The 17093-nt window shown below is 66.7% G+C and carries 16 protein-coding genes; 10 read left to right on the top strand and 6 right to left on the bottom strand.

The window, feature by feature from the left end:
• Positions 1–10 precede the first annotated feature (10 nt).
• Genes HNE04_RS13085 through hutU form a run of 3 tightly spaced genes read right to left on the bottom strand, consistent with a single transcriptional unit; the run spans position 11 to position 4261 of the window.
• Positions 11–955, bottom strand: coding sequence for an ABC transporter substrate-binding protein (locus HNE04_RS13085; RefSeq protein ID WP_172219549.1), 945 nt, complete (start codon positions 953–955; stop codon positions 11–13).
• A 46-nt stretch (positions 956–1001) separates the two neighbouring features.
• Complete coding sequence (gene hutH, locus HNE04_RS13080; RefSeq protein WP_172219548.1) at positions 1002–2561, bottom strand: histidine ammonia-lyase; 1560 nt, start codon at positions 2559–2561, stop codon at positions 1002–1004.
• Complete coding sequence (hutU, locus tag HNE04_RS13075) at positions 2558–4261, bottom strand: urocanate hydratase (protein WP_172219547.1); 1704 nt, start codon at positions 4259–4261, stop codon at positions 2558–2560. Before hutU ends, hutH begins: the two co-directional genes overlap by 4 nt.
• 70 nt (positions 4262–4331) lie before the next feature.
• On the opposite strand from hutU, the gene hutC reads away from it, so the two are divergent.
• The 5 genes from hutC to HNE04_RS13050 are packed head-to-tail and all read left to right on the top strand — an operon-like array spanning position 4332 to position 8970.
• Entirely contained in the window at positions 4332–5042 is a 711-nt protein-coding gene (hutC, locus tag HNE04_RS13070) for a histidine utilization repressor (protein ID WP_172219546.1), read from the top strand.
• Positions 5039–5593 carry a HutD/Ves family protein gene (locus HNE04_RS13065; RefSeq protein WP_172219545.1) on the top strand — a complete coding sequence of 185 codons (555 nt, stop codon included), beginning with the start codon at positions 5039–5041 and terminating at the stop codon, positions 5591–5593. The genes hutC and HNE04_RS13065 overlap by 4 nt, the downstream gene beginning before the upstream one ends.
• Entirely contained in the window at positions 5590–6804 is a 1215-nt protein-coding gene (hutI, locus tag HNE04_RS13060; protein WP_172219544.1) for an imidazolonepropionase, read from the top strand. Before HNE04_RS13065 ends, hutI begins: the two co-directional genes overlap by 4 nt.
• Positions 6801–7601, top strand: a complete 801-nt coding sequence (hutG, locus tag HNE04_RS13055) for an N-formylglutamate deformylase (RefSeq protein ID WP_172219543.1) — start codon at positions 6801–6803, stop codon at positions 7599–7601. Before hutI ends, hutG begins: the two co-directional genes overlap by 4 nt.
• The gene (locus HNE04_RS13050) at positions 7591–8970 is read left to right on the top strand and encodes a formimidoylglutamate deiminase (RefSeq protein ID WP_172219542.1); all 1380 of its coding nucleotides are present in this window, start codon (positions 7591–7593) and stop codon (positions 8968–8970) included. The genes hutG and HNE04_RS13050 overlap by 11 nt, the downstream gene beginning before the upstream one ends.
• Positions 8971–9516: 546 nt before the next feature.
• Here HNE04_RS13050 and HNE04_RS13045 read toward each other — a convergent pair.
• On the bottom strand, positions 9517–10350 hold the full coding sequence (locus HNE04_RS13045; RefSeq protein WP_172219541.1) for an AraC family transcriptional regulator: 834 nt from the start codon (positions 10348–10350) through the stop codon (positions 9517–9519).
• A gap of 71 nt (positions 10351–10421) precedes the next feature.
• Between HNE04_RS13045 and HNE04_RS13040 the strand changes: the two genes are divergently transcribed.
• From HNE04_RS13040 to HNE04_RS13025, 4 genes are read left to right on the top strand one after another with little or no spacing between them, the layout of a single operon-like run.
• Positions 10422–11657 (top strand): MFS transporter, encoded by a 1236-nt coding sequence (locus tag HNE04_RS13040; RefSeq protein ID WP_172219539.1) that lies wholly within the window; start codon positions 10422–10424, stop codon positions 11655–11657.
• A gap of 54 nt (positions 11658–11711) precedes the next feature.
• On the top strand, positions 11712–13331 hold the full coding sequence (locus tag HNE04_RS13035) for an ExeA family protein (RefSeq protein WP_172219537.1): 1620 nt from the start codon (positions 11712–11714) through the stop codon (positions 13329–13331).
• Between the two features lie 6 nt (positions 13332–13337).
• A complete protein-coding gene (locus tag HNE04_RS13030) occupies positions 13338–14183 on the top strand; it encodes a general secretion pathway protein GspB (protein ID WP_172219535.1) in 846 nt (281 codons plus the stop codon).
• 7 nt (positions 14184–14190) lie between these two features.
• Complete coding sequence (locus HNE04_RS13025) at positions 14191–14760, top strand: histidine phosphatase family protein (protein ID WP_172219533.1); 570 nt, start codon at positions 14191–14193, stop codon at positions 14758–14760.
• A 7-nt stretch (positions 14761–14767) separates the two neighbouring features.
• Here HNE04_RS13025 and HNE04_RS13020 read toward each other — a convergent pair whose 3' ends face one another.
• The gene (locus tag HNE04_RS13020) at positions 14768–15469 is read right to left on the bottom strand and encodes a hypothetical protein (RefSeq protein ID WP_172219531.1); all 702 of its coding nucleotides are present in this window, start codon (positions 15467–15469) and stop codon (positions 14768–14770) included.
• Positions 15470–15685: 216 nt separating this feature from the next.
• On the opposite strand from HNE04_RS13020, the gene HNE04_RS13015 reads away from it, so the two are divergent.
• Positions 15686–16207, top strand: coding sequence for a bactofilin family protein (locus HNE04_RS13015; RefSeq protein ID WP_172219529.1), 522 nt, complete (start codon positions 15686–15688; stop codon positions 16205–16207).
• Positions 16208–16214: 7 nt separating this feature from the next.
• Here the strand turns inward: HNE04_RS13015 and HNE04_RS13010 are convergent, their stop codons facing one another.
• On the bottom strand, positions 16215–17093 hold the full coding sequence (locus tag HNE04_RS13010) for a sugar phosphate isomerase/epimerase family protein (RefSeq protein ID WP_172219526.1): 879 nt from the start codon (positions 17091–17093) through the stop codon (positions 16215–16217).

Raw genomic sequence — 17093 nt, 5'->3', positions numbered from 1 at the left:
CGGAAGCGATCTACTTGAGGAAACGCGTGTCGGCCAGCTTGCTCATGTCCGGCAGCTGCTTGATGATGCCGGCTTCCATCAGCAACTCGGCCGCTTCCTTGCTGAAGGCGGCGTGTTCGGCCGAGAAGAACTTGACGTTGGCATCGCGATCCTGCCAGCGCAGGTAGGCCGCCGATTTCTCGAAGGCCTCGCCGCTTTGCTTGACGTCCGCGCCCATGATCTCGAAGCTCTTTTTCGGCTCGCGCTTGATCATGTCCACTGCTTCGAAGTAGCTGTCGGCCAGGGCCTTCGCTGCCTTCGGGTTCTCGGAGAGGAACTTGGGCGTGCAGCCGAAGGTGTCCATCACCATCGGGTAGTCCAGCGTGGTGGCGATGATCTTGCCGGCCTCCGGCTTGGCGCGCACGGCGCTGAGATACGGCTCGTAGGTCATGGCGGCATCAATGTCGCCGGTGCCCGCGATCATGGCGTTGGCGGCGGCCTGGGGCTCCAGGTTGACGACCTTCACGTCCTTGGTGGTGAGCCCGTTCTTCTTGAGCATCCAGGCCAGGGTGAAGTAGGGCGCGGTACCCGGTGCACTGGCGGCGACGGTCTTACCCTTCAAATCGCTGATCTTGGTGATGTTGGGTTTGACGACCATGCCGTCGGCGCCGTAGCTCTTGTCGAGCTGGAAGATCTGGGTGGTGGCGACGCCGTTGGCGTTCCAGACGATCCAGGTTTCAACGGTCGTTGCCGCGCACTGCACATCGCCCGAAGCGATGGCCAGGTGGCGATCCTTTTGCGGGATCTTCTTGATGCTGACGTCGAGGCCGTTCTTCTTGAAGATGCCGGCTTCCTTGGCGAGCGTCAGCGGCGCAAAGCCGGTCCAGCCCGAGATGCCGACCGCGACCTTGGTTTCCTGGGCCTGGGCCATGCCGCAGACCAGCAGCGCGAGTGAAAGGGCAAGCAGCTTTTTCATGATGGCGTCCTTCGTGGGTTGATGTGGGAAGAAACAAAAAAAGGGTTCATGCCAGTCGCAATGCTTGCAACTCGGGGATCTCGGCCTCGATCGCGCGGCCGATGTCACCGGCTGCCACCAGGTGGTGCACGGCCTCGATATCGCGCGCCAGGCTTCGGTCCTGCATCATCGCAGGCGACACGCTGCGCACCAGGCGCAGCGCGCCCTCCAGTGCGGGCGCGCTCTTCAAAGGCCTGAGAAACTCGATGCCTTGAGCGGCGGCGAGCAGCTCGATCGCCACGATGTGCGCCGTGTTCTTCAGCATCGCGCCCAGGCGCCGCGCCGCGAAGGTGGCCATGCTGACGTGGTCTTCCTGGTTGGCCGACGTGGGCAGGCTGTCGACGCTGGCCGGGTGGGCGAGCGACTTGTTCTCGGAGGCGAGTGCCGCGGCCGTGACATGCACGATCATGAAGCCCGAGTTCAGGCCCGGTTCCGGCGTGAGGAAGGGCGGCAGGCGCGAGACCGCCGTGTCCACCAGCATGGCGATGCGACGCTCGGTGATCGCGCCGATTTCCGCGATTGCCACCGCCAGCGCATCGGCGGCCAGGGCCACCGGCTCGGCGTGAAAATTCCCGCCAGACACCATATGGCCATCGGCGGCGAAGACCAAGGGGTTGTCGGTGACGGCGTTGGCCTCGCGCACCAGCACCTGCGTCGTATAACGCATCTGGTCGAGGCAGGCGCCCATGACCTGGGGCTGGCAGCGCAGGCTGTACGGGTCCTGCACGCGGTCATCGTTCTCCAGGTGGGAGCGGCGGATCTCGCTGCCGACCATCAATGCGCGATAAGCCGCAGCGCAAGCGATTTGCCCGGGCTGGCCGCGCACCGCATGGATGCGGGGATCGAAAGGCCCGTCGCTGCCGCGGGCTGCGTCCAGCGTGAGGGCGCCCGAAACCACCGTGGCTTCGAACAACCGGTCGGTCGCCAGCAGCGCGTCCAAAGCCAGGGCCGTGGACACCTGCGTACCGTTGATCAGCGCCAGGCCCTCCTTGGCTGAAAGCTGGATCGGGTGGATGCCGGCGCGTTCCAGTGCATGGGCCGCCGGCATGCGCTGGCCCTGATAGAAAACCTCCCCCTCGCCAACCAGCGGCAGGCACAGGTGCGCCAGCGGCGCCAGATCGCCCGAGGCGCCGACCGAACCCTGGCAGGGGATCACCGGCGTCACGCCCTTGTTGTGAAGGGCCAGGAGCGTGTCGATGACGTCCTCGCGCACGCCCGAAAAGCCACGCGCCAGGCTGGCGGCCTTGAGCAGCAGGATCAGCCGCACGACCGTTTCCGCCATAGGCTCTCCGACGCCGACGGCGTGCGATCGCAGCAGCTTGAGCTGCAGGACGGCCAGGTCATCGCGGGCGATGCGGGTGGTGGCCAGCTTGCCAAAGCCGGTATTGACGCCGTAGACCGGCGCATCGCCCTCGGTCGCTTTGCGTACCAGATCCGCACTCGCGCGCACGACAGCGCGGCAGGCCGGATCGAGCTCAACGATGACGCGCTCGGTGCCGCACAGGCGCTGCAACTGCGCGAGCGTCAGCCGGCCGGGGACGATGATTTCTTTTTCGGTCACGCTCATCCCAACATCGGTAGTTTGAGTTTGTTCTCGCGCGCTGATGCGACGGCGATGTCGTAACCTGCATCGGCGTGACGCATCACGCCGGTCGCCGGATCGTTGAACAGCACCCGTTCGATCTTGCCTGCGGCCTCCGCCGTGCCGTCGCAAACGATCACCACGCCGGCATGCTGCGAGTAACCCATGCCGACACCACCGCCGTGATGAATGCTGACCCAGGTCGCGCCACTGGCCGTATTGAGCAGGGCGTTGAGCAGCGGCCAGTCGCTCACCGCGTCGCTGCCGTCCTTCATGCTCTCGGTCTCGCGGTTGGGCGAAGCCACCGAGCCGCTGTCCAGGTGGTCGCGCCCGATCACGATGGGCGCCTTGAGCTCACCGCTCTTGACCATCTCGTTGAAGGCCAGGCCCGCCAGGTGCCGCTCGCCCAGGCCGATCCAGCAGATGCGCGCAGGCAGGCCCTGGTAGCTGATGCGCTGCTCGGCCATGTCCAGCCACCGGTGCAGGTGCTTGTTCTGCGGGAACAGCTCCTTCATTTTCGCGTCGGTCTTGCGGATGTCCTCGGGATCGCCGGACAGCGCGACCCAACGGAACGGGCCGACGCCGCGGCAGAACAGCGGACGGATGTAGGCCGGTACGAAACCCGGGTAGTCGAAAGCATCGGCCACGCCGAAATCCTTGGCGACCTGGCGCAGGTTGTTGCCGTAATCCACGGTGGGCACGCCCATTTCATGAAACTCGAGCATCGCCTGGACGTGCGTGGCGCAGGACTCACCCGCTGCCTGCGTGAGCCGGGCATGCTGGGACGGGTCCTTTTGCGCGGCCTGCCATTGGGTCACCGTCCAGCCGATGGGCAAGTAACCGTTGATGATGTCGTGGGCCGAAGTCTGGTCGGTGACGATGTCGGGCCGGATGCCGCCGGCCTTGGCGCGACGCGCCAGCTCCGGCACGATTTCAGCGGCGTTGCCGCAAAGGCCAATCGAGATGGCCTCTTTGCGTGCGGTGTGATGCCGGATCATCTCCAGCGCCTCGTCGAGGGTTTTGGCCTGCTTGTCGAGGTACTTGGTACGCAGCCGGAAATCGATGCGGGTCTGCTGGCATTCGATGTTCAGCGAACAGGCACCGGCGAAGGAGGCAGCCAGCGGTTGTGCGCCCCCCATGCCGCCCAGGCCGGCGGTGAGGACCCAGCGGCCCGACAGGTCGCCGTTGTAGTGCTGGCGCCCGGCTTCGACAAAGGTCTCGTACGTGCCCTGGACGATGCCTTGCGTGCCGATGTAGATCCAGCTGCCGGCCGTCATCTGGCCGAACATCATCAGGCCCGCCCGGTCCAGTTCGTTGAAGTGTTCCCAGGTGGCCCATTTGGGCACCAGGTTGGAGTTGGCGATCAACACGCGCGGCGCGCCGGCGTGGGTGCGAAACACGCCCACCGGTTTGCCGGATTGGACGAGGAGGGTTTCGTCGGGCTGGAGCTTGCGCAACGAGTCGAGGATGGCGTCGAAGCAAGGCCAATTGCGTGCCGCCTTGCCGATGCCGCCATAGACCACCAGTTCGTCGGGGTTTTCTGCCACGGCCGGATCCAGGTTGTTCTGGATCATGCGGTAGGCGGCTTCTATCTGCCAGTTGGCGCAGGACAGCTGCGAGCCAATGGGCGCCCGCACGGGCCGGGCTTTGCTGTCCAGGAAAGGCGTTTGCGAGAGGTCGGACATGAACTGCTCCTTCAATCCGGCGGATCGTAGTTGTCTATACAACTTGTGTCAACTGGGGTAAGCTCCCGCCATGGCAAAAAGCGATCTCCCTGCCTACGAGCAGGTGAAGGCCTTCATCAAGCAGCACATTGGCAGCGGCGAGTGGCGCCCGGGCGACCCGGTGCCCAGCGAGTCCGCGCTCATGCAGCAGTTCGGGATCAGCCGCATGACCGTCAATCGGGCGCTGCGCGAGCTGGCGGGCGAAGGCCTGGTGACGCGCGTGCAGGGCTCGGGTACAAAGGTGGCCCAGCTGCACCGCATCTCGTCCAAGCTCACCATTCGCGACATCCACGAGGAGGTGGCCGAGCGCGGCCATCTGCACACGTCGCGTGTCCTGCTCTCGGCCAAGGAGAAGGCGCGAGCCGAGCTCGCCGCATCGCTGGGCCTGCGCGCCGGGGGTGCGGTATTTCACACGGTGCTTTTGCATATGGAGAACGGAGTGCCCATCCAGTACGAGGATCGCTACGTCAACCCGGCAGCGGCGCCCAAGTACCTGGAGACCGACTTCACCCAGACTTCGCCGACCTTGCACCTGTTGCGGCATGCGCCACTGACCGAGGCCAGCTACTCCATAGAAGCCTGCCTGCCGACGGCCGAGGAGGCGAAGGAACTGGCCATCAAGCGCAGCGAGCCTTGCCTGATCATGATGCGGCGCACCGTCAGCGGCGCCCATGTCGCCAGCGTGGCGCGCCTGGTCTATCCAGGGACCCGCTACAGTTTTGCCGGGCAGTTCCAGGCATGAGCTGGGCTTTGATCACGTTGGATGAAGTGGCCGCGATGCCCTGGCGCAACGGCGGCGGCGTCACGCGGGAATTGTTGGCTTGGCCAAGCGCCAGCGATTGGGCCCTCCGCATTTCGGTGGCCGAGGTGGCGCGCGATGGCCCGTTTTCGCAGTTTCCCGGCGTTCAACGCTGGTTCGCCGTCCTGTCGGGAAGCGGGGTACGGTTGACGGTGGCTGGACAGGTTCGCGAACTGACGGCCGGGTCTCCACCTTTCATCTTCGATGGCGGCGCCGACACGGTCTGCCAACTGTTGGCAGGGCCTACGCGGGACTTCAACCTGATGCTGCAGCGAGGCACGGCCCGGATGCATCGGTTGAGCGGCTCGCATCGCGCTTCGTGCAAGGCCGGAGCCTTGGTGGCGGCGTACTCGCAACAGGGCAATACCGTCCTACGCTGCGGGGCGGAGCTGATAGAAATTCCGCCAAATACCTTGGCTTGGCGCATACTGGATTCGCAAGGACAGCTTGAGCTCTCAGGCGAGGACGCGCTCTGGATGGAGATAGCCCCATGACCGTGCAGCTGTGGACCCACTGCCGCGCAGCGACCATGCAAGCCGGTGCCGCGCAACCCTACGGGCTGGTCGAGGATGCGGCTATCGCCGTGGAAGGGGATCGCTTGGCCTGGGTAGGCCCCATGAGCGAGCTGCCCGAGACCTGGCGCGACCGCAGCGATGCGCTATATGACTGCGCGGGTGCGCTCATCACCCCGGGCCTGATCGATTGCCATACCCATCTTCTCTATGGCGGTGACCGCGCCAACGAGTTCGAGCTGCGCCTGGGGGGCGCCAGCTACGAGGACATCGCGCGCGCCGGCGGGGGCATCGCGTCCACCGTGCGCGCCACACGTGCCGCGACTGAATCCGAGTTGCTGGCGCAAGCCCTGCCGCGGTTGCTGGCCCTCATGAGCGAGGGCGTCACGACCATCGAGATCAAATCCGGCTACGGCCTGTCGCTGGAGCATGAGCGCAAGACCTTGCGGGCCGCCCGTGCATTCGGCACGCGCGAACCGGTGGACGTGCGAACCACCTTCCTGGGGGCCCATGCCCTGCCGCCGGAATTCAGCGGGCGGCCGGACGACTACATCGAAGAAGTGCTGCGCATGCTGCCGCTGTTGCACGAGCAAGGGCTGATCGATGCCGTGGATGCATTCTGCGAGCGCATCGCCTTCAGCCCGGCCCAGACCGAGCGGGTGTTCGAGGCCGCGCATCGGCTCGGCCTGCCGGTGAAGCTCCATGCCGAGCAACTCAGCGACAGTGGTGGCGCCGCGCTGGCGGCACGCTATGGCGCGCTCAGCTGCGACCATCTCGAGTGGCTGGGCGAGGAGGGCGCGGCTGCGATGGGCCGCGCAGGCTCCGTGGCGGTACTTCTGCCGGGCGCCTTCTACTTCCTGCGCGAAACCCGTCTGCCGCCCGTGGCGCTGCTGCGCGCACATGGCGTGCCGATGGCGGTGTCCACCGACTGCAATCCGGGCAGTTCGCCCTGCACTTCACTGCTCCTCATGCTCAATATGGCTTGCACCTTGTTCAGGCTCACACCGGAAGAGGCCCTTCTGGGCGTGACACGCCATGCGGCACAGGCGCTGGGCCTGCGGGACCGCGGCGCCCTGGCTGCCGGCCTGCGCGCGGACTTCGTGGTCTGGGACGTCGAGCGACCGGCCCAGCTCGCGTACGCAATCGGATTCAATCCCCATCGGCAGACCGTTTTTTGCGGACGCGTTCTATGACCTTCACTCTCAATCACGGTGCGGCACCGCTGCTGGTAAGCATGCCGCACATTGGCTCCGACATCCCGCAGGAACTGCGCGACGATTACATGCCGCGCGCCCTCGCCGCGGAAGACACGGACTGGCACCTGGATCGACTCTACAACTGCCTGCCGGCGCTGGGTGCCAACGTATTGCGACCGCGCTACTCGCGCTATGTGATCGACCTGAACCGCCCGCCGGACGACGCACCGATGTACCCCGGCGCCTCTAACACCGAGCTGTGCCCGACCCGTTTCTTCAGCGGCGACCCGCTTTACCGGCCGGGGCGGGAACCCTCGCCCGAGGAGCGGGCGCGTCGCCGGGCCACGTATTGGGAGCCTTATCACGAGGCCCTGAGGCAGGAAATCGACCGTATCAGGGCCGAGCATGGCTACGTGCTGCTATGGGATGCACACAGCATCCGCTCCGAGATCCCGTGGCTGTTCGAAGGCACGCTGCCCGACCTGAACATCGGCACTGCGGATGGGGCCAGCGCCGACCCGGCGATCGCGCAGGCTGTGGCCGGCGCGGCGGCCCGCTATGCCGATGTGAGCCATGTCGTCAACGGCCGGTTCAAGGGCGGCTACATCACGCGCAACTATGGCGATCCCAAGCAGCATGTGCATGCGGTGCAGCTGGAGATGTGCCAGAGCCTGTACATGGGCGAGTCGCCGCCATACGCCTACGACCAGGCGCTGGCCCAGGGCATACAGCCGGTCCTCAAGGACATGCTGGCCGCGGCGCTTTCCGCTTGCGAGGCTCTCCATGCCCGCTGACAAGCAGCGCTTTCTAGCGCCCGCAGCCTGGGTAGGCGGCGCCTGGGCCCATGACGTTCTGCTCACGGTGGCGCCCGACGGTCGCTGGAGCGAGATCACGCCCGATGCGCCGTCCGAAATGCGGCAGGGAGCGGTAACGCTCGCCGGCCCGGTGTTGCCCGGATTGGTCGACGGCCACAGCCATGCATTCCAGCGGGCCATCGCCGGCCTGACCGAACGCAGCCAGGACGGCGAAGAAGACTTCTGGAGCTGGCGCGACCGCATGTACAGCGCCGCGCATCGCGTGACGCCCGGGCAGCTGGAAGCTATCGCCGCCTTCCTGTACGCGGAGCTGCTGCAGGCCGGCTACACGCAAGTCTGCGAATTTCACTACCTGCACAACGACCCGCAAGGCCGGCCCTATGCCGAGCCGGGGGAAATGGCATTGGCGCTGGTCCGTGCCGCGCAGCGAGTGGGGATCGGCCTGACGCTTCTGCCGACCTTGTACATGCGATCGGGTTTCGGTGCGTCCGGCCTGCGCGAAGATCAGCGGCGGTTCGGGTCCACGCCCGATTCGGTGCTGCGCATCGCCAAGGAGACCATGCGGCAGGCCGGCGAGGGCAGTGGGATCACGGCCGGCATCGCGCTGCACTCGCTGCGCGCCGTCGACAAGGGCGCCCTGCGCGAAGCGGCGGCCGCCGCCGGCGCGGAGATGCCGATCCATATCCACATCGCCGAGCAGCGGCGCGAAGTGGAAGACTGCATCGCGCTGCATGGCCGCGGACCGGTCGAGTGGTTGTGCGAGCACGTCGATGTGGATGCCCGCTGGAACATGGTGCACGCCACCCATTGCACACCGGCCGAGCTGGAGGAACTGCGTAACCGGCGCGCCTCGATCGTGCTGTGTCCCAGCACCGAGGCCAACCTGGGCGACGGCATCTTCGATCTTCCGGCCTGGCTGGGCCAGAGCGGCAACTGGTCGATCGGCTCGGACAGCCATGTCACGCGCAGCTGGCAGGAAGAACTGCGGCTGCTCGAATACTCGCAGCGCCTGGGCCTGCGCCAGCGCAACGTCGCGGCGCGCGCCGCCTTGTGCGAGAGCACGGCCACGGCACTGTTCCAGGGTGCGCTGGAAGGGGGAACGGCGGCCGCAGGACTGCCGCTCGGCGGCTTGGCGCAGGGGCAGCGCGCCGACTTTCTGGTGGTCGATACCGAGTCGCCCTCGCTGCTGGCAGTCCCTGCCGACCATCTGCTCGATGCGCTGGTGTTTTCCAGTCCCGACGCGCGCTTCGCCCAGGTGTTCGTCGCGGGGCGTCGGGTTCTGGCGGAGGGGGCGCAGACTGGCCTGGCGCAGGGCATGCGGGAGGCGATGCAGGCCTTGTGGCGCTGACCGCGCGGCAAAGGCGTGTCCGGGCAGGCCGCGTCGCATCGACAAGGCGGTCGGTGCCTTCGCACCGACTTCCCTGGGTTTGCTCGATTTCGCGGCCCGTCGCAGAACTCGCTACGCGCCCTGGGGCCGCTACGCTCAAACAGCTGCGACAAGTCAGAGCACGAAGCGCTGCGCGCGGCCACGAAATCGAGCAAACCCAGGCGCCTCGCAACGATGCGCCACGGCCTGCCCGGACACGCCTTTGCAGGGAGGTGGTTGGTGTTCGTCGCACGCACGCCCACCACGTTGGCTCGCGGCAGGCGGTACCCGGCGGGGGCGATTTCTGTGGCGGCTGCGAGGCTCGGCCTGGGGGCGGGCGCGCAGCGCTTCGTGACTGACTCGTCGCGGCTGTTTGAACGCAGCGGCCTCAGGGCGCGTAGTGAGTTTCGCGACGCCGACCCCAGGCCGAGCCTCGCAGCGGAGTCGGCGCAGAAAGCGCCGACCGCCACAGTATGAGCCCCCGACGGGTACCGCCTGCCGCGACGTGAGGATGCGCGAGCGAGTCAGTCAGTTCCTGCCATGGAACTGGCTGGGTGGCTGTCCCATCGCTCCCTTGAACATCGCGGTAAAGGCGCTGTCGCTGGCATAGCCGCTGGAGGCGGCTACGTGGCTCACGGGAACGCCCCGGGCCAGCATCGGCAGGGCATGCGCGAGGATCGCCTGCTGGCGCCACTGCTGGTAACTCGTGCCCAATTCCTCGCGAAACAGTCTCGCCATCGTGCGTTCGCTGGCGCCGAATTCGGCCGCCCATTCCGCCAGGGTACTGCGCTGCGAGGGCGCGCGCAGCACCGCTTCGCACAGCGCGCGCAGCCGCTTGTCGCCCGCCTGGGCGTGGGGCAGCGGCACGCCGAGCGCCTGGATGTCGGCGTGAGTGATCTCGTCCAGCACCAGTTCGCTGAGCAGCGCTTCTCGCGCCTTCGGCAGCGGTGCTCCCGGCTGCGCATCGAGCGCCTGGACCAACTCGCGCAGCAGCGATGAAACCACGATCACGCGGCAGCCGCTCCAGCCGGGCGGCGTGACGGAGGCATCGATATAGAGCGTGCGGAACTGCGCGTCTTCCAGCACGTGTATGGCGTGCCGGGCACCCGGCGCGATCCACACCGCGCGCGAAGGCGGAATGATGTAGGTGACTTCGTCTCTCGCCGGCGCGCCTTGCTCGGCTCTCACTTGCACGATGCCGCTCGCGCAATAGGCCAGTTGCGACCAGGCGTGGCTGTGCGGTTCGAAATGGGTGTCGGCGGGCATGGCCCGGGCCCGCACCCGCACCGGGCGTTGGCGGCTGGGCTGAAACGGATCGGTATCGCCGAGCGGCGTGGTTCGCAAGGTGGCGCGGCGGGGCATTGGCCGATTTTCGCAGAAAGCTGTCTTTCTGTCGCATTTCAGAAGGTGGCGGCGCCACTACGATCAGGCCTATGAGCACCGTGACCGCGAACGCACTGCCAAGCCTGCGCCAGGACGCCGGCGTGATCGGCCTTGTCGGCTTGGCCCACATGATCAGCCACTACAGCCAGCTGTTGCTCGCTCCGCTCTTCCCCTGGCTGAAGGATGCCCTCAACGCCAGTTATACCGAGCTCGGCTTCCTGATGACGCTGTTCTTCGTCGTCTCCTGCGCGGTGCAGGCCGCCTCGGGGTTCCTGGTGGATCGCTACGGCCCGCGCCCCATCCTGTTTGCAGGCTTGGTGTTGCTGGGGATTGCCGCATTTGGTTTCGCATTCAGCCCCAGCTATTGGGTCATGGCGCTGTTTTCGCTGGTGGCGGGTGCGGGCAACGGCGTCTTCCACCCCGTGGACTACACATTGCTCAATCGCAAGGTCAGCTCGCCAAGGCTGGGCCATGCGTACAGCTTCCACGGCATCACCGGCAGCCTGGGCTGGGCGTTGGCACCGGCGATGCTCGTGCCTCTGGCAATCGCTTTCTCATGGCGCGTGGCCTTGATGGGTGCGGGCGCACTGGCTTTCGGGGTCCTGGCCGTGCTGTGGCTCCATCGAGAGCGCCTGGCATTGCCGACGCCGCCCGCCGCGCCGGTTTCCGCGTCCCACGCGGTGCAGGCCGAAGGCAGCTTCGATTTCCTGCGCATCCCCGCTGTGTGGATGTGCTTCGGCTTCTTTTTCTTCTACGCCGTCGTGCTCAGCGTGATTCAGGCGTTTGCGCCGGAAGCAGCTCGGCTTCTCCATGGGGTGCCGGTCGCGCTCGCGGCAATGTGCCTCACCTTTTACATGGTGTGCAGCGCCGGTGGCATGGTGTTGGGCGGGTTTCTGGCGTCGGACCCGGCGCGGTGCGAGCGGATCGTAGGCATCGGCTTCGGCATCGCAGCGCTGATCGCGCTTGTCGTTGCGCTGGGTTCTGTCCCAGCCTTGGCTGTGCCCGCTCTGTTCGGCGCCATGGGCTTCGCCAGCGGCATTGCCGGGCCATCGCGCGACCTGCTGGTGAAGAAGTCGACGCCGGACAATGCCACCGGCCGCGTCTACGGCGTCGTGTACTCGGGCTTGGACATCGGCCAGGCCGTGGCCCCGCTTTTCTTCGGCGCGCTGATGGACCACCAGCAGTACCAGGGGGTGTGGCTCGGCCTGGTTTGCATGCAGGCCGTGCTCATCACCAGCGCCTTCCAGGTGCGCCGGGTCCGCCGCACCGGGCTGGCTGCCGCCTGAGCTGCCGACAGCGCCGGCGCGCGAGGGGTCAGGGCCAGGGGTTATCCTAGTGGCATGTATGTCGCCTATTTCGGCCTGAAGCACGAGCCGTTCTCCATCGCGCCCGATCCGCGCTACCTCTTCATGAGCGAGCGGCATCGCGAGGCATTGGCGCACCTCGTGTACGGCGTGGGCGGGGGCGGGGGCTTCGTGCTGCTGTCCGGCGAGATCGGCACCGGCAAGACGACGGTATGCCGCCTGTTCCTGGAGCAGATTCCGGCCAACTGCAACGTCGCCTATATCTTCAACCCCAAGCTCACGGTGACCGAGCTGCTGCAATCGGTCTGCGAAGAGTTCCACGTCGCCGTTGCGCAAAAGGACTTGCTGCCGCCGACGGTCAAGGACTACCTGGACCCGCTCAACGAGTTCCTGCTCCAGGCCCACGCGGCCGGACGCAACAACGTGCTGATCATCGATGAGGCGCAGAATCTCTCGGCCGAGGTCCTGGAACAGCTGCGCCTGCTGACCAACCTGGAAACTTCCGAGCGCAAGCTGCTGCAGATCATCCTCATCGGGCAGCCCGAATTGCGCACCATGCTGGCCAAGCCCGAACTCGAGCAGCTGGCACAGCGCGTCATCGCGCGTTTTCACCTGGACGCCTTGACGCCGGAGGAAACAGACGACTACATCGCCCATCGCCTGGAGATCGCGGGGCTGGAGCGGCCCTCACCGTTCGAGCGCAAGGCATTGCAGCGGATTCACCAGCTGTCGCGCGGAGTGCCGCGCCGCATCAACCTGCTGTGCGACCGCGCGCTGTTGGGCGCTTTCGCCAATTCACAGGCCTCGGTCAATCGTGGCACGGTGGAAAAGGCTGCGGTGGAGGTGTTCGGCTCGCCGGTGGCCGTTCCGCCGGCGCGGCGCCGAACCGCCGCGGTGCTGGGTTTGGGCCTGGCGGCAGGGGCGGGCCTGTTTGCTGCGGTCAATCACGTGGTGCAACTGGACGCTGTGCCTGCGCTCGGCGCCAAGCCGGCAACGGTGGCCGTGGACAGGCGAGAAGCGCCGCCCCCGGTGGCAGCCCCGCCCGCGCCCGCGCAGAGCGTTACTGCTGCGCCAACCCTGCTGCGCGACCCCGAAAAAGCGTGGCGCGAATTGGCACAAAGCTGGCAGGCCGAGCCTGGCGAAGGCGAGGCGGCTTGCAAGGCCTTGCCGAAACAGCAGTTGCACTGCTTCAGCAAGAATCTCAGCCTGGCCTTGATCCGGGAACTGGGCCGCCCCGGGATCGTCACGCTCGACGCCGATACCGGGTCCCCGAGTTACGCAATTTTGACGGGGCTGACGCGCGACAGCGCCACCCTGCGTGCTGCCGGCACCGAGCAGACCGTGACGCTGGCGGCACTGGCGGCGCGCTGGCAGGGCGATTTCGCAACGCTCTGGCGGGCGCCGCCGGGCTATTCCGGCCGCATTGCCGATGGGCGCAATGAAACCGTGGGCTGGATCGCAACCCGCCTGGCCGCGGCGAATGGCTCGGTGGCCGCCGAAGGCCCGAGGGCCCTGGATGCGCCGTTGCGCTCGCAGCTGCGGACTTTCCAGCTGTCGCAGGGCCTGCCCGCCGACGGCATGCCGGGGCCCTTGACCTTCATGCAACTCAATCGTGCAGCCGGCGTCGATGAGCCGCGGCTGCGCACCGAACCTTGAACCCCCATGTCCTATATCCTCGACGCCCTCAGAAAAGCCGACGCGCAGCGCGAACGTGACCCTGCGCGCGGCATCCACGCACAGCCTTTGCACATGGCCGGCGAGCGCCACCGGCCCGGTGGATATGCCCCCTGGGTCTGGGGCGCCAGCGTGTTGGGTGCCGCCGCCGTGGCCGTGGCCGGGTGGCTCGTCTTCCAGGACAAGCCAGCGGTCGCCGTAGCGCCGGCTCGAGTCGAAGTGGCCGTGCAGAACCGCCCCGTGACATTGGCCGCCGCCCCAACGCCCGCTCCCGTGGTGGGGACAACGGTGCAGCCACCTCCGCCGGCGCCTGCAGCGGTGCCGGTGCCGCCGCGAGATCTGCGGATGACATCCCAGCCGACCATGCGGGGCACTCCCCAGTCGGGTCCCCCAGGTCCGCCGGCTGCTCCAGCGCCGGCCTTTCCGTCCGCGCTCGGGCCGCCACCGCCAGCCCCGCCCGCTTCGGCCGCCGTGCCCGCCCCGGGCGCGGAGCCGACCGCAGCAGCCTCGGCTGCGCAGCCCGCAACCCCAATGGGACCGATGGGGTCGATATCGCCAACCGCGCGCCCCCCCGCGCCGCCTGGGATAAGCGCATCGGCCGCCGCGGCGGCGCTGCCGCCCGCTCCTCCGGTCGCCGGGTTGCCGCCGGACGCGCCCAAGTTGTCGATCAGCGGCGGCGTTTACTCCACCAATCCGGCGCAGCGCATGCTCATCGTCAACGGGCAGGTGTTCAATGAGGGCAGCGAGATCGGCCCGGGCGTGGTGCTGGAGCAGATCAAGCCCAAGGGCGCGGTGCTCAAATTCCGCAATTCTCGCTATACGGTTTCCTATTGAACCAGCCATGCGACTCCGTTCGCTACTGCCCTTGTTGCTGCTGCTGGCAGCTCCGATCCAGGTGCGCGCCGACGAGGCTCTGTGGCGCGTACTCAAGGAGGGCGGCCAGGTCGTCCTGATGCGCCATGCGGTAACGACGCCAGGCGTGGGCGATCCGGAAGGCATGACGCTGGACGATTGCCGCACCCAGCGCAACCTCAGTGACGAAGGGCGCGCCCATGCCAGGCAGGTTGGCGAAGCGTTTCGGGCGCGCGGCGTGCCCGTCGCGCAAGTTCTTTCCAGCCCGTGGTGCCGCTGCCTGGAGACGGCGCGGCTGGCTTTCGGCGTGGATGGGGAAGTCTCGACGGCCTTGAACAATCTCTTCGGCCGCAGCGACCCGCAGGGCCAGCAAGTGGGCCGCCTGAGAGTGCTGGTGTCGCGCAAGCCGGGCGCAGGCAATGCGGTGATGGTCTCCCACGGCTCCACCATCATGGCGCTGACGGGCGTGTCGCCGGCGCCGACGGAAATGGTGATCGTCACGCCCCAGGGCGGTGGCAAATTCTCCGTCGCGGGCCGAATGGAAGTCCCGGCGCGCTAGAACGCCATCAAAAGGCCTGAGGTGGCTGGAATACCGACCATTGCCCATCCTTGAAGAGGTAGAGCGCAGACGACAGGGGCGCGCCGGGGCCGCCCGCATACAGCGCCGCAGCGCTGAAACGCAAGCTGCTGACCGCCGCCTCGTCCGAGATGGGTGCGTAGACCAGCCCACCGCGCCGCGGCACCGCCACGACCAAGCCCTCCGGATGGCGGCCTTGCAAGCCCTGCCAGAAGTCGCGGTCCAGGAAGTAACTGCTGGTGAGGTCGGCGGAGGCGGCCTGCACCTGCATCAGCCCGCCACTCCAGGGAACGACGGCAGGCTGTCCGTAAACGCGCCTCAGGTTGCGGATCGCCAGGTTCAGCGCCTCTTCCGGGCTCAGCCGCAGCCGCGTCAGGTCTTCAGGCGCCGCGCTTTGCATGCTTTGCGGCCCGTCGAAGACCAGGCGGATATGCATGTCGCCCAGGTAGCGGTACCAGCTGGTGTCGAACTCGATGTTGCTGCCGTCGGGCATCCGGGCACGCACCTTTCCGAAAGGCTCCAGCGACTCGTCCTGCTTGTTCTCGCCGCGCGATTCGCGCAGGACCACCAGCAGATTGCGCGCACTGATGTCGAATGACTCCGCCTCTTGCGCCGCGGCAGGCAGTGCGCCGAGCAGCCCACAGGTGAGCGCCAGGCAAAGTTTCAGAACGTGGATGCGGCTGCTGGCCATGATTTCCCCTCGTTATGGGTTCCATGGTGGCGGCCGGAACGGAGCATGGCAACGGCTCTTTACGCCCAAGCGAGAAATAAGTCGCACTCGCAGAAAGTTCCCGTCGGTAAGCGGCAACGTATTTGGTTACCGAACTTGCTCAACAGGATGAACTTGTAATGCATGTCATCCGTAGCATCGGCAGCTCTTTCAACGCCAACTCAGAGGAAGCAAATCATGGCCCTGCAATCCCCTTTCTTCAACAAGCGCGAACCCGACGCTTACAACCAGCGCACTACCAGCCCGAACGCTGCCGCTGCTTCCGGCGCACCCGTTGCTACCACCACCGCTGCTGCGCCCACGACGCCGGCCGCCAATGCGCCGGCCAAGGAAGGCGAGAGCAAGCTGACCGTTGGACCGAATATCAAGCTGAAGGGCGTTGAGATCACCGATTGCGATACGCTGGTGGTCGAGGGCTCCGTGGAAGCCACGATGGATTCCCGCGTGATCCAGATCTCCGAGCGCGGCTCTTTCAAGGGCTCGGCCGAGATCGACATCGCGGAAATCCGCGGCCAGTTCGAAGGCAACCTCACGGTGCGCCAGAAGCTGGTGATCTACGCAACCGGCAAAGTGACCGGCAAAGTGCGTTACGGCAAGGTGGTGATCGAGGAGGGTGGCCAGCTGTCCGGTGAAGTCGAGTCCGGCACCTCTGCCACCAGCCGCCCGGCCGTTGCCGCCGTGCGCTCCGTCGCCGGCTGATAGGCGTTCAGACCGCGCTGCGGTGCCGCTGGATGCAGATATCCAGCACCTCGGCGCAGTCCCGCTGCCACCAGTTGCCGGTCGAGAAGATCTCGACCTCGCTGTAGCCCGCGAAGCCGCATACCTCCATCCAACCGCGGATCTGGGGTATGTCGATCACGCCGTCGCCCATCATTCCTCTGTCGTTGAGCATGTCGACGGTGGGCGTGAGCCAGTCGCAGACATGGAGCGCCAGCAGGCGCTTCCTGCCTGCGCGCTCGATCTGGGCTTTCAGCTTCGGGTCCCACCACACGTGATACACGTCGACCGCTACCCCGAGCGCGCCTGAGCGCGCGGGATCGAGTTCGTCACAAATATCCAGCGCCTGCTCCATCGTGTTGATGCAGGCGCGGTCGGCTGCGTACATCGGGTGCAGCGGTTCGATCGCCAGCGGCATGTTGGCCGACCGCGCGTACTCGAGCAATTCCCCGATACCATCCCGCACCTGGCCGCGCGCCAGGGCGATGTCCTTGTGCGCCGGCTTGCCCGCCAGAGCGCCCGGCAGTCCCCCTACCACCAGCACCAGGCAGGCGGCGTTGAGTTCGCGGGCCTCGTCGACGGCACGTCGGTTGTCGTTGCGCGCGGCGCGCAGGCCCTGTGTGTCGGCGGCCGGAAACATGCCGCCTCTGCAGTAACCCGAGAGTTCCAGGCCGTGTGCCTTCACCAGCCTGGAAATTGTTTCTAATCCTGCGGCCGCGACTTGGTCGCGCCAAGGGGAAATAGCGCGGATATCCCGGCGTGCACAGGCTTCGATGATCTCGGGCAACGGCAATTCCGCACCACGCGACTTGCGAACGGTTGCAGTGTTGATGGAGAGCCAGCGATGGTCGGCGGAGAAATCGCGCAT

Source organism: Caenimonas soli, from assembly GCF_013155545.1.
Lineage (GTDB): Bacteria > Pseudomonadota > Gammaproteobacteria > Burkholderiales > Burkholderiaceae_C > Ramlibacter > Ramlibacter soli.
Note: the sequence above shows the minus strand (reverse complement) of the source record. Positions and strands in the feature narration are given on the sequence as shown.

Coding starts and splice junctions, on each gene's coding strand:
- HNE04_RS13085 (WP_172219549.1), bottom strand. CDS start 955: ATGAAAAAGCTGCTTGCCCTTTCACTCGCGCTGCTGGTCTGCGGCATG.
- hutH (WP_172219548.1), bottom strand. CDS start 2,561: ATGAGCGTGACCGAAAAAGAAATCATCGTCCCCGGCCGGCTGACGCTC.
- hutU (WP_172219547.1), bottom strand. CDS start 4,261: ATGTCCGACCTCTCGCAAACGCCTTTCCTGGACAGCAAAGCCCGGCCC.
- hutC (WP_172219546.1), top strand. CDS start 4,332: ATGGCAAAAAGCGATCTCCCTGCCTACGAGCAGGTGAAGGCCTTCATC.
- HNE04_RS13065 (WP_172219545.1), top strand. CDS start 5,039: ATGAGCTGGGCTTTGATCACGTTGGATGAAGTGGCCGCGATGCCCTGG.
- hutI (WP_172219544.1), top strand. CDS start 5,590: ATGACCGTGCAGCTGTGGACCCACTGCCGCGCAGCGACCATGCAAGCC.
- hutG (WP_172219543.1), top strand. CDS start 6,801: ATGACCTTCACTCTCAATCACGGTGCGGCACCGCTGCTGGTAAGCATG.
- HNE04_RS13050 (WP_172219542.1), top strand. CDS start 7,591: ATGCCCGCTGACAAGCAGCGCTTTCTAGCGCCCGCAGCCTGGGTAGGC.
- HNE04_RS13045 (WP_172219541.1), bottom strand. CDS start 10,350: ATGCCCCGCCGCGCCACCTTGCGAACCACGCCGCTCGGCGATACCGAT.
- HNE04_RS13040 (WP_172219539.1), top strand. CDS start 10,422: ATGAGCACCGTGACCGCGAACGCACTGCCAAGCCTGCGCCAGGACGCC.
- HNE04_RS13035 (WP_172219537.1), top strand. CDS start 11,712: ATGTATGTCGCCTATTTCGGCCTGAAGCACGAGCCGTTCTCCATCGCG.
- HNE04_RS13030 (WP_172219535.1), top strand. CDS start 13,338: ATGTCCTATATCCTCGACGCCCTCAGAAAAGCCGACGCGCAGCGCGAA.
- HNE04_RS13025 (WP_172219533.1), top strand. CDS start 14,191: ATGCGACTCCGTTCGCTACTGCCCTTGTTGCTGCTGCTGGCAGCTCCG.
- HNE04_RS13020 (WP_172219531.1), bottom strand. CDS start 15,469: ATGGCCAGCAGCCGCATCCACGTTCTGAAACTTTGCCTGGCGCTCACC.
- HNE04_RS13015 (WP_172219529.1), top strand. CDS start 15,686: ATGGCCCTGCAATCCCCTTTCTTCAACAAGCGCGAACCCGACGCTTAC.
- HNE04_RS13010 (WP_172219526.1), bottom strand. CDS start 17,093: ATGCGCGATTTCTCCGCCGACCATCGCTGGCTCTCCATCAACACTGCA.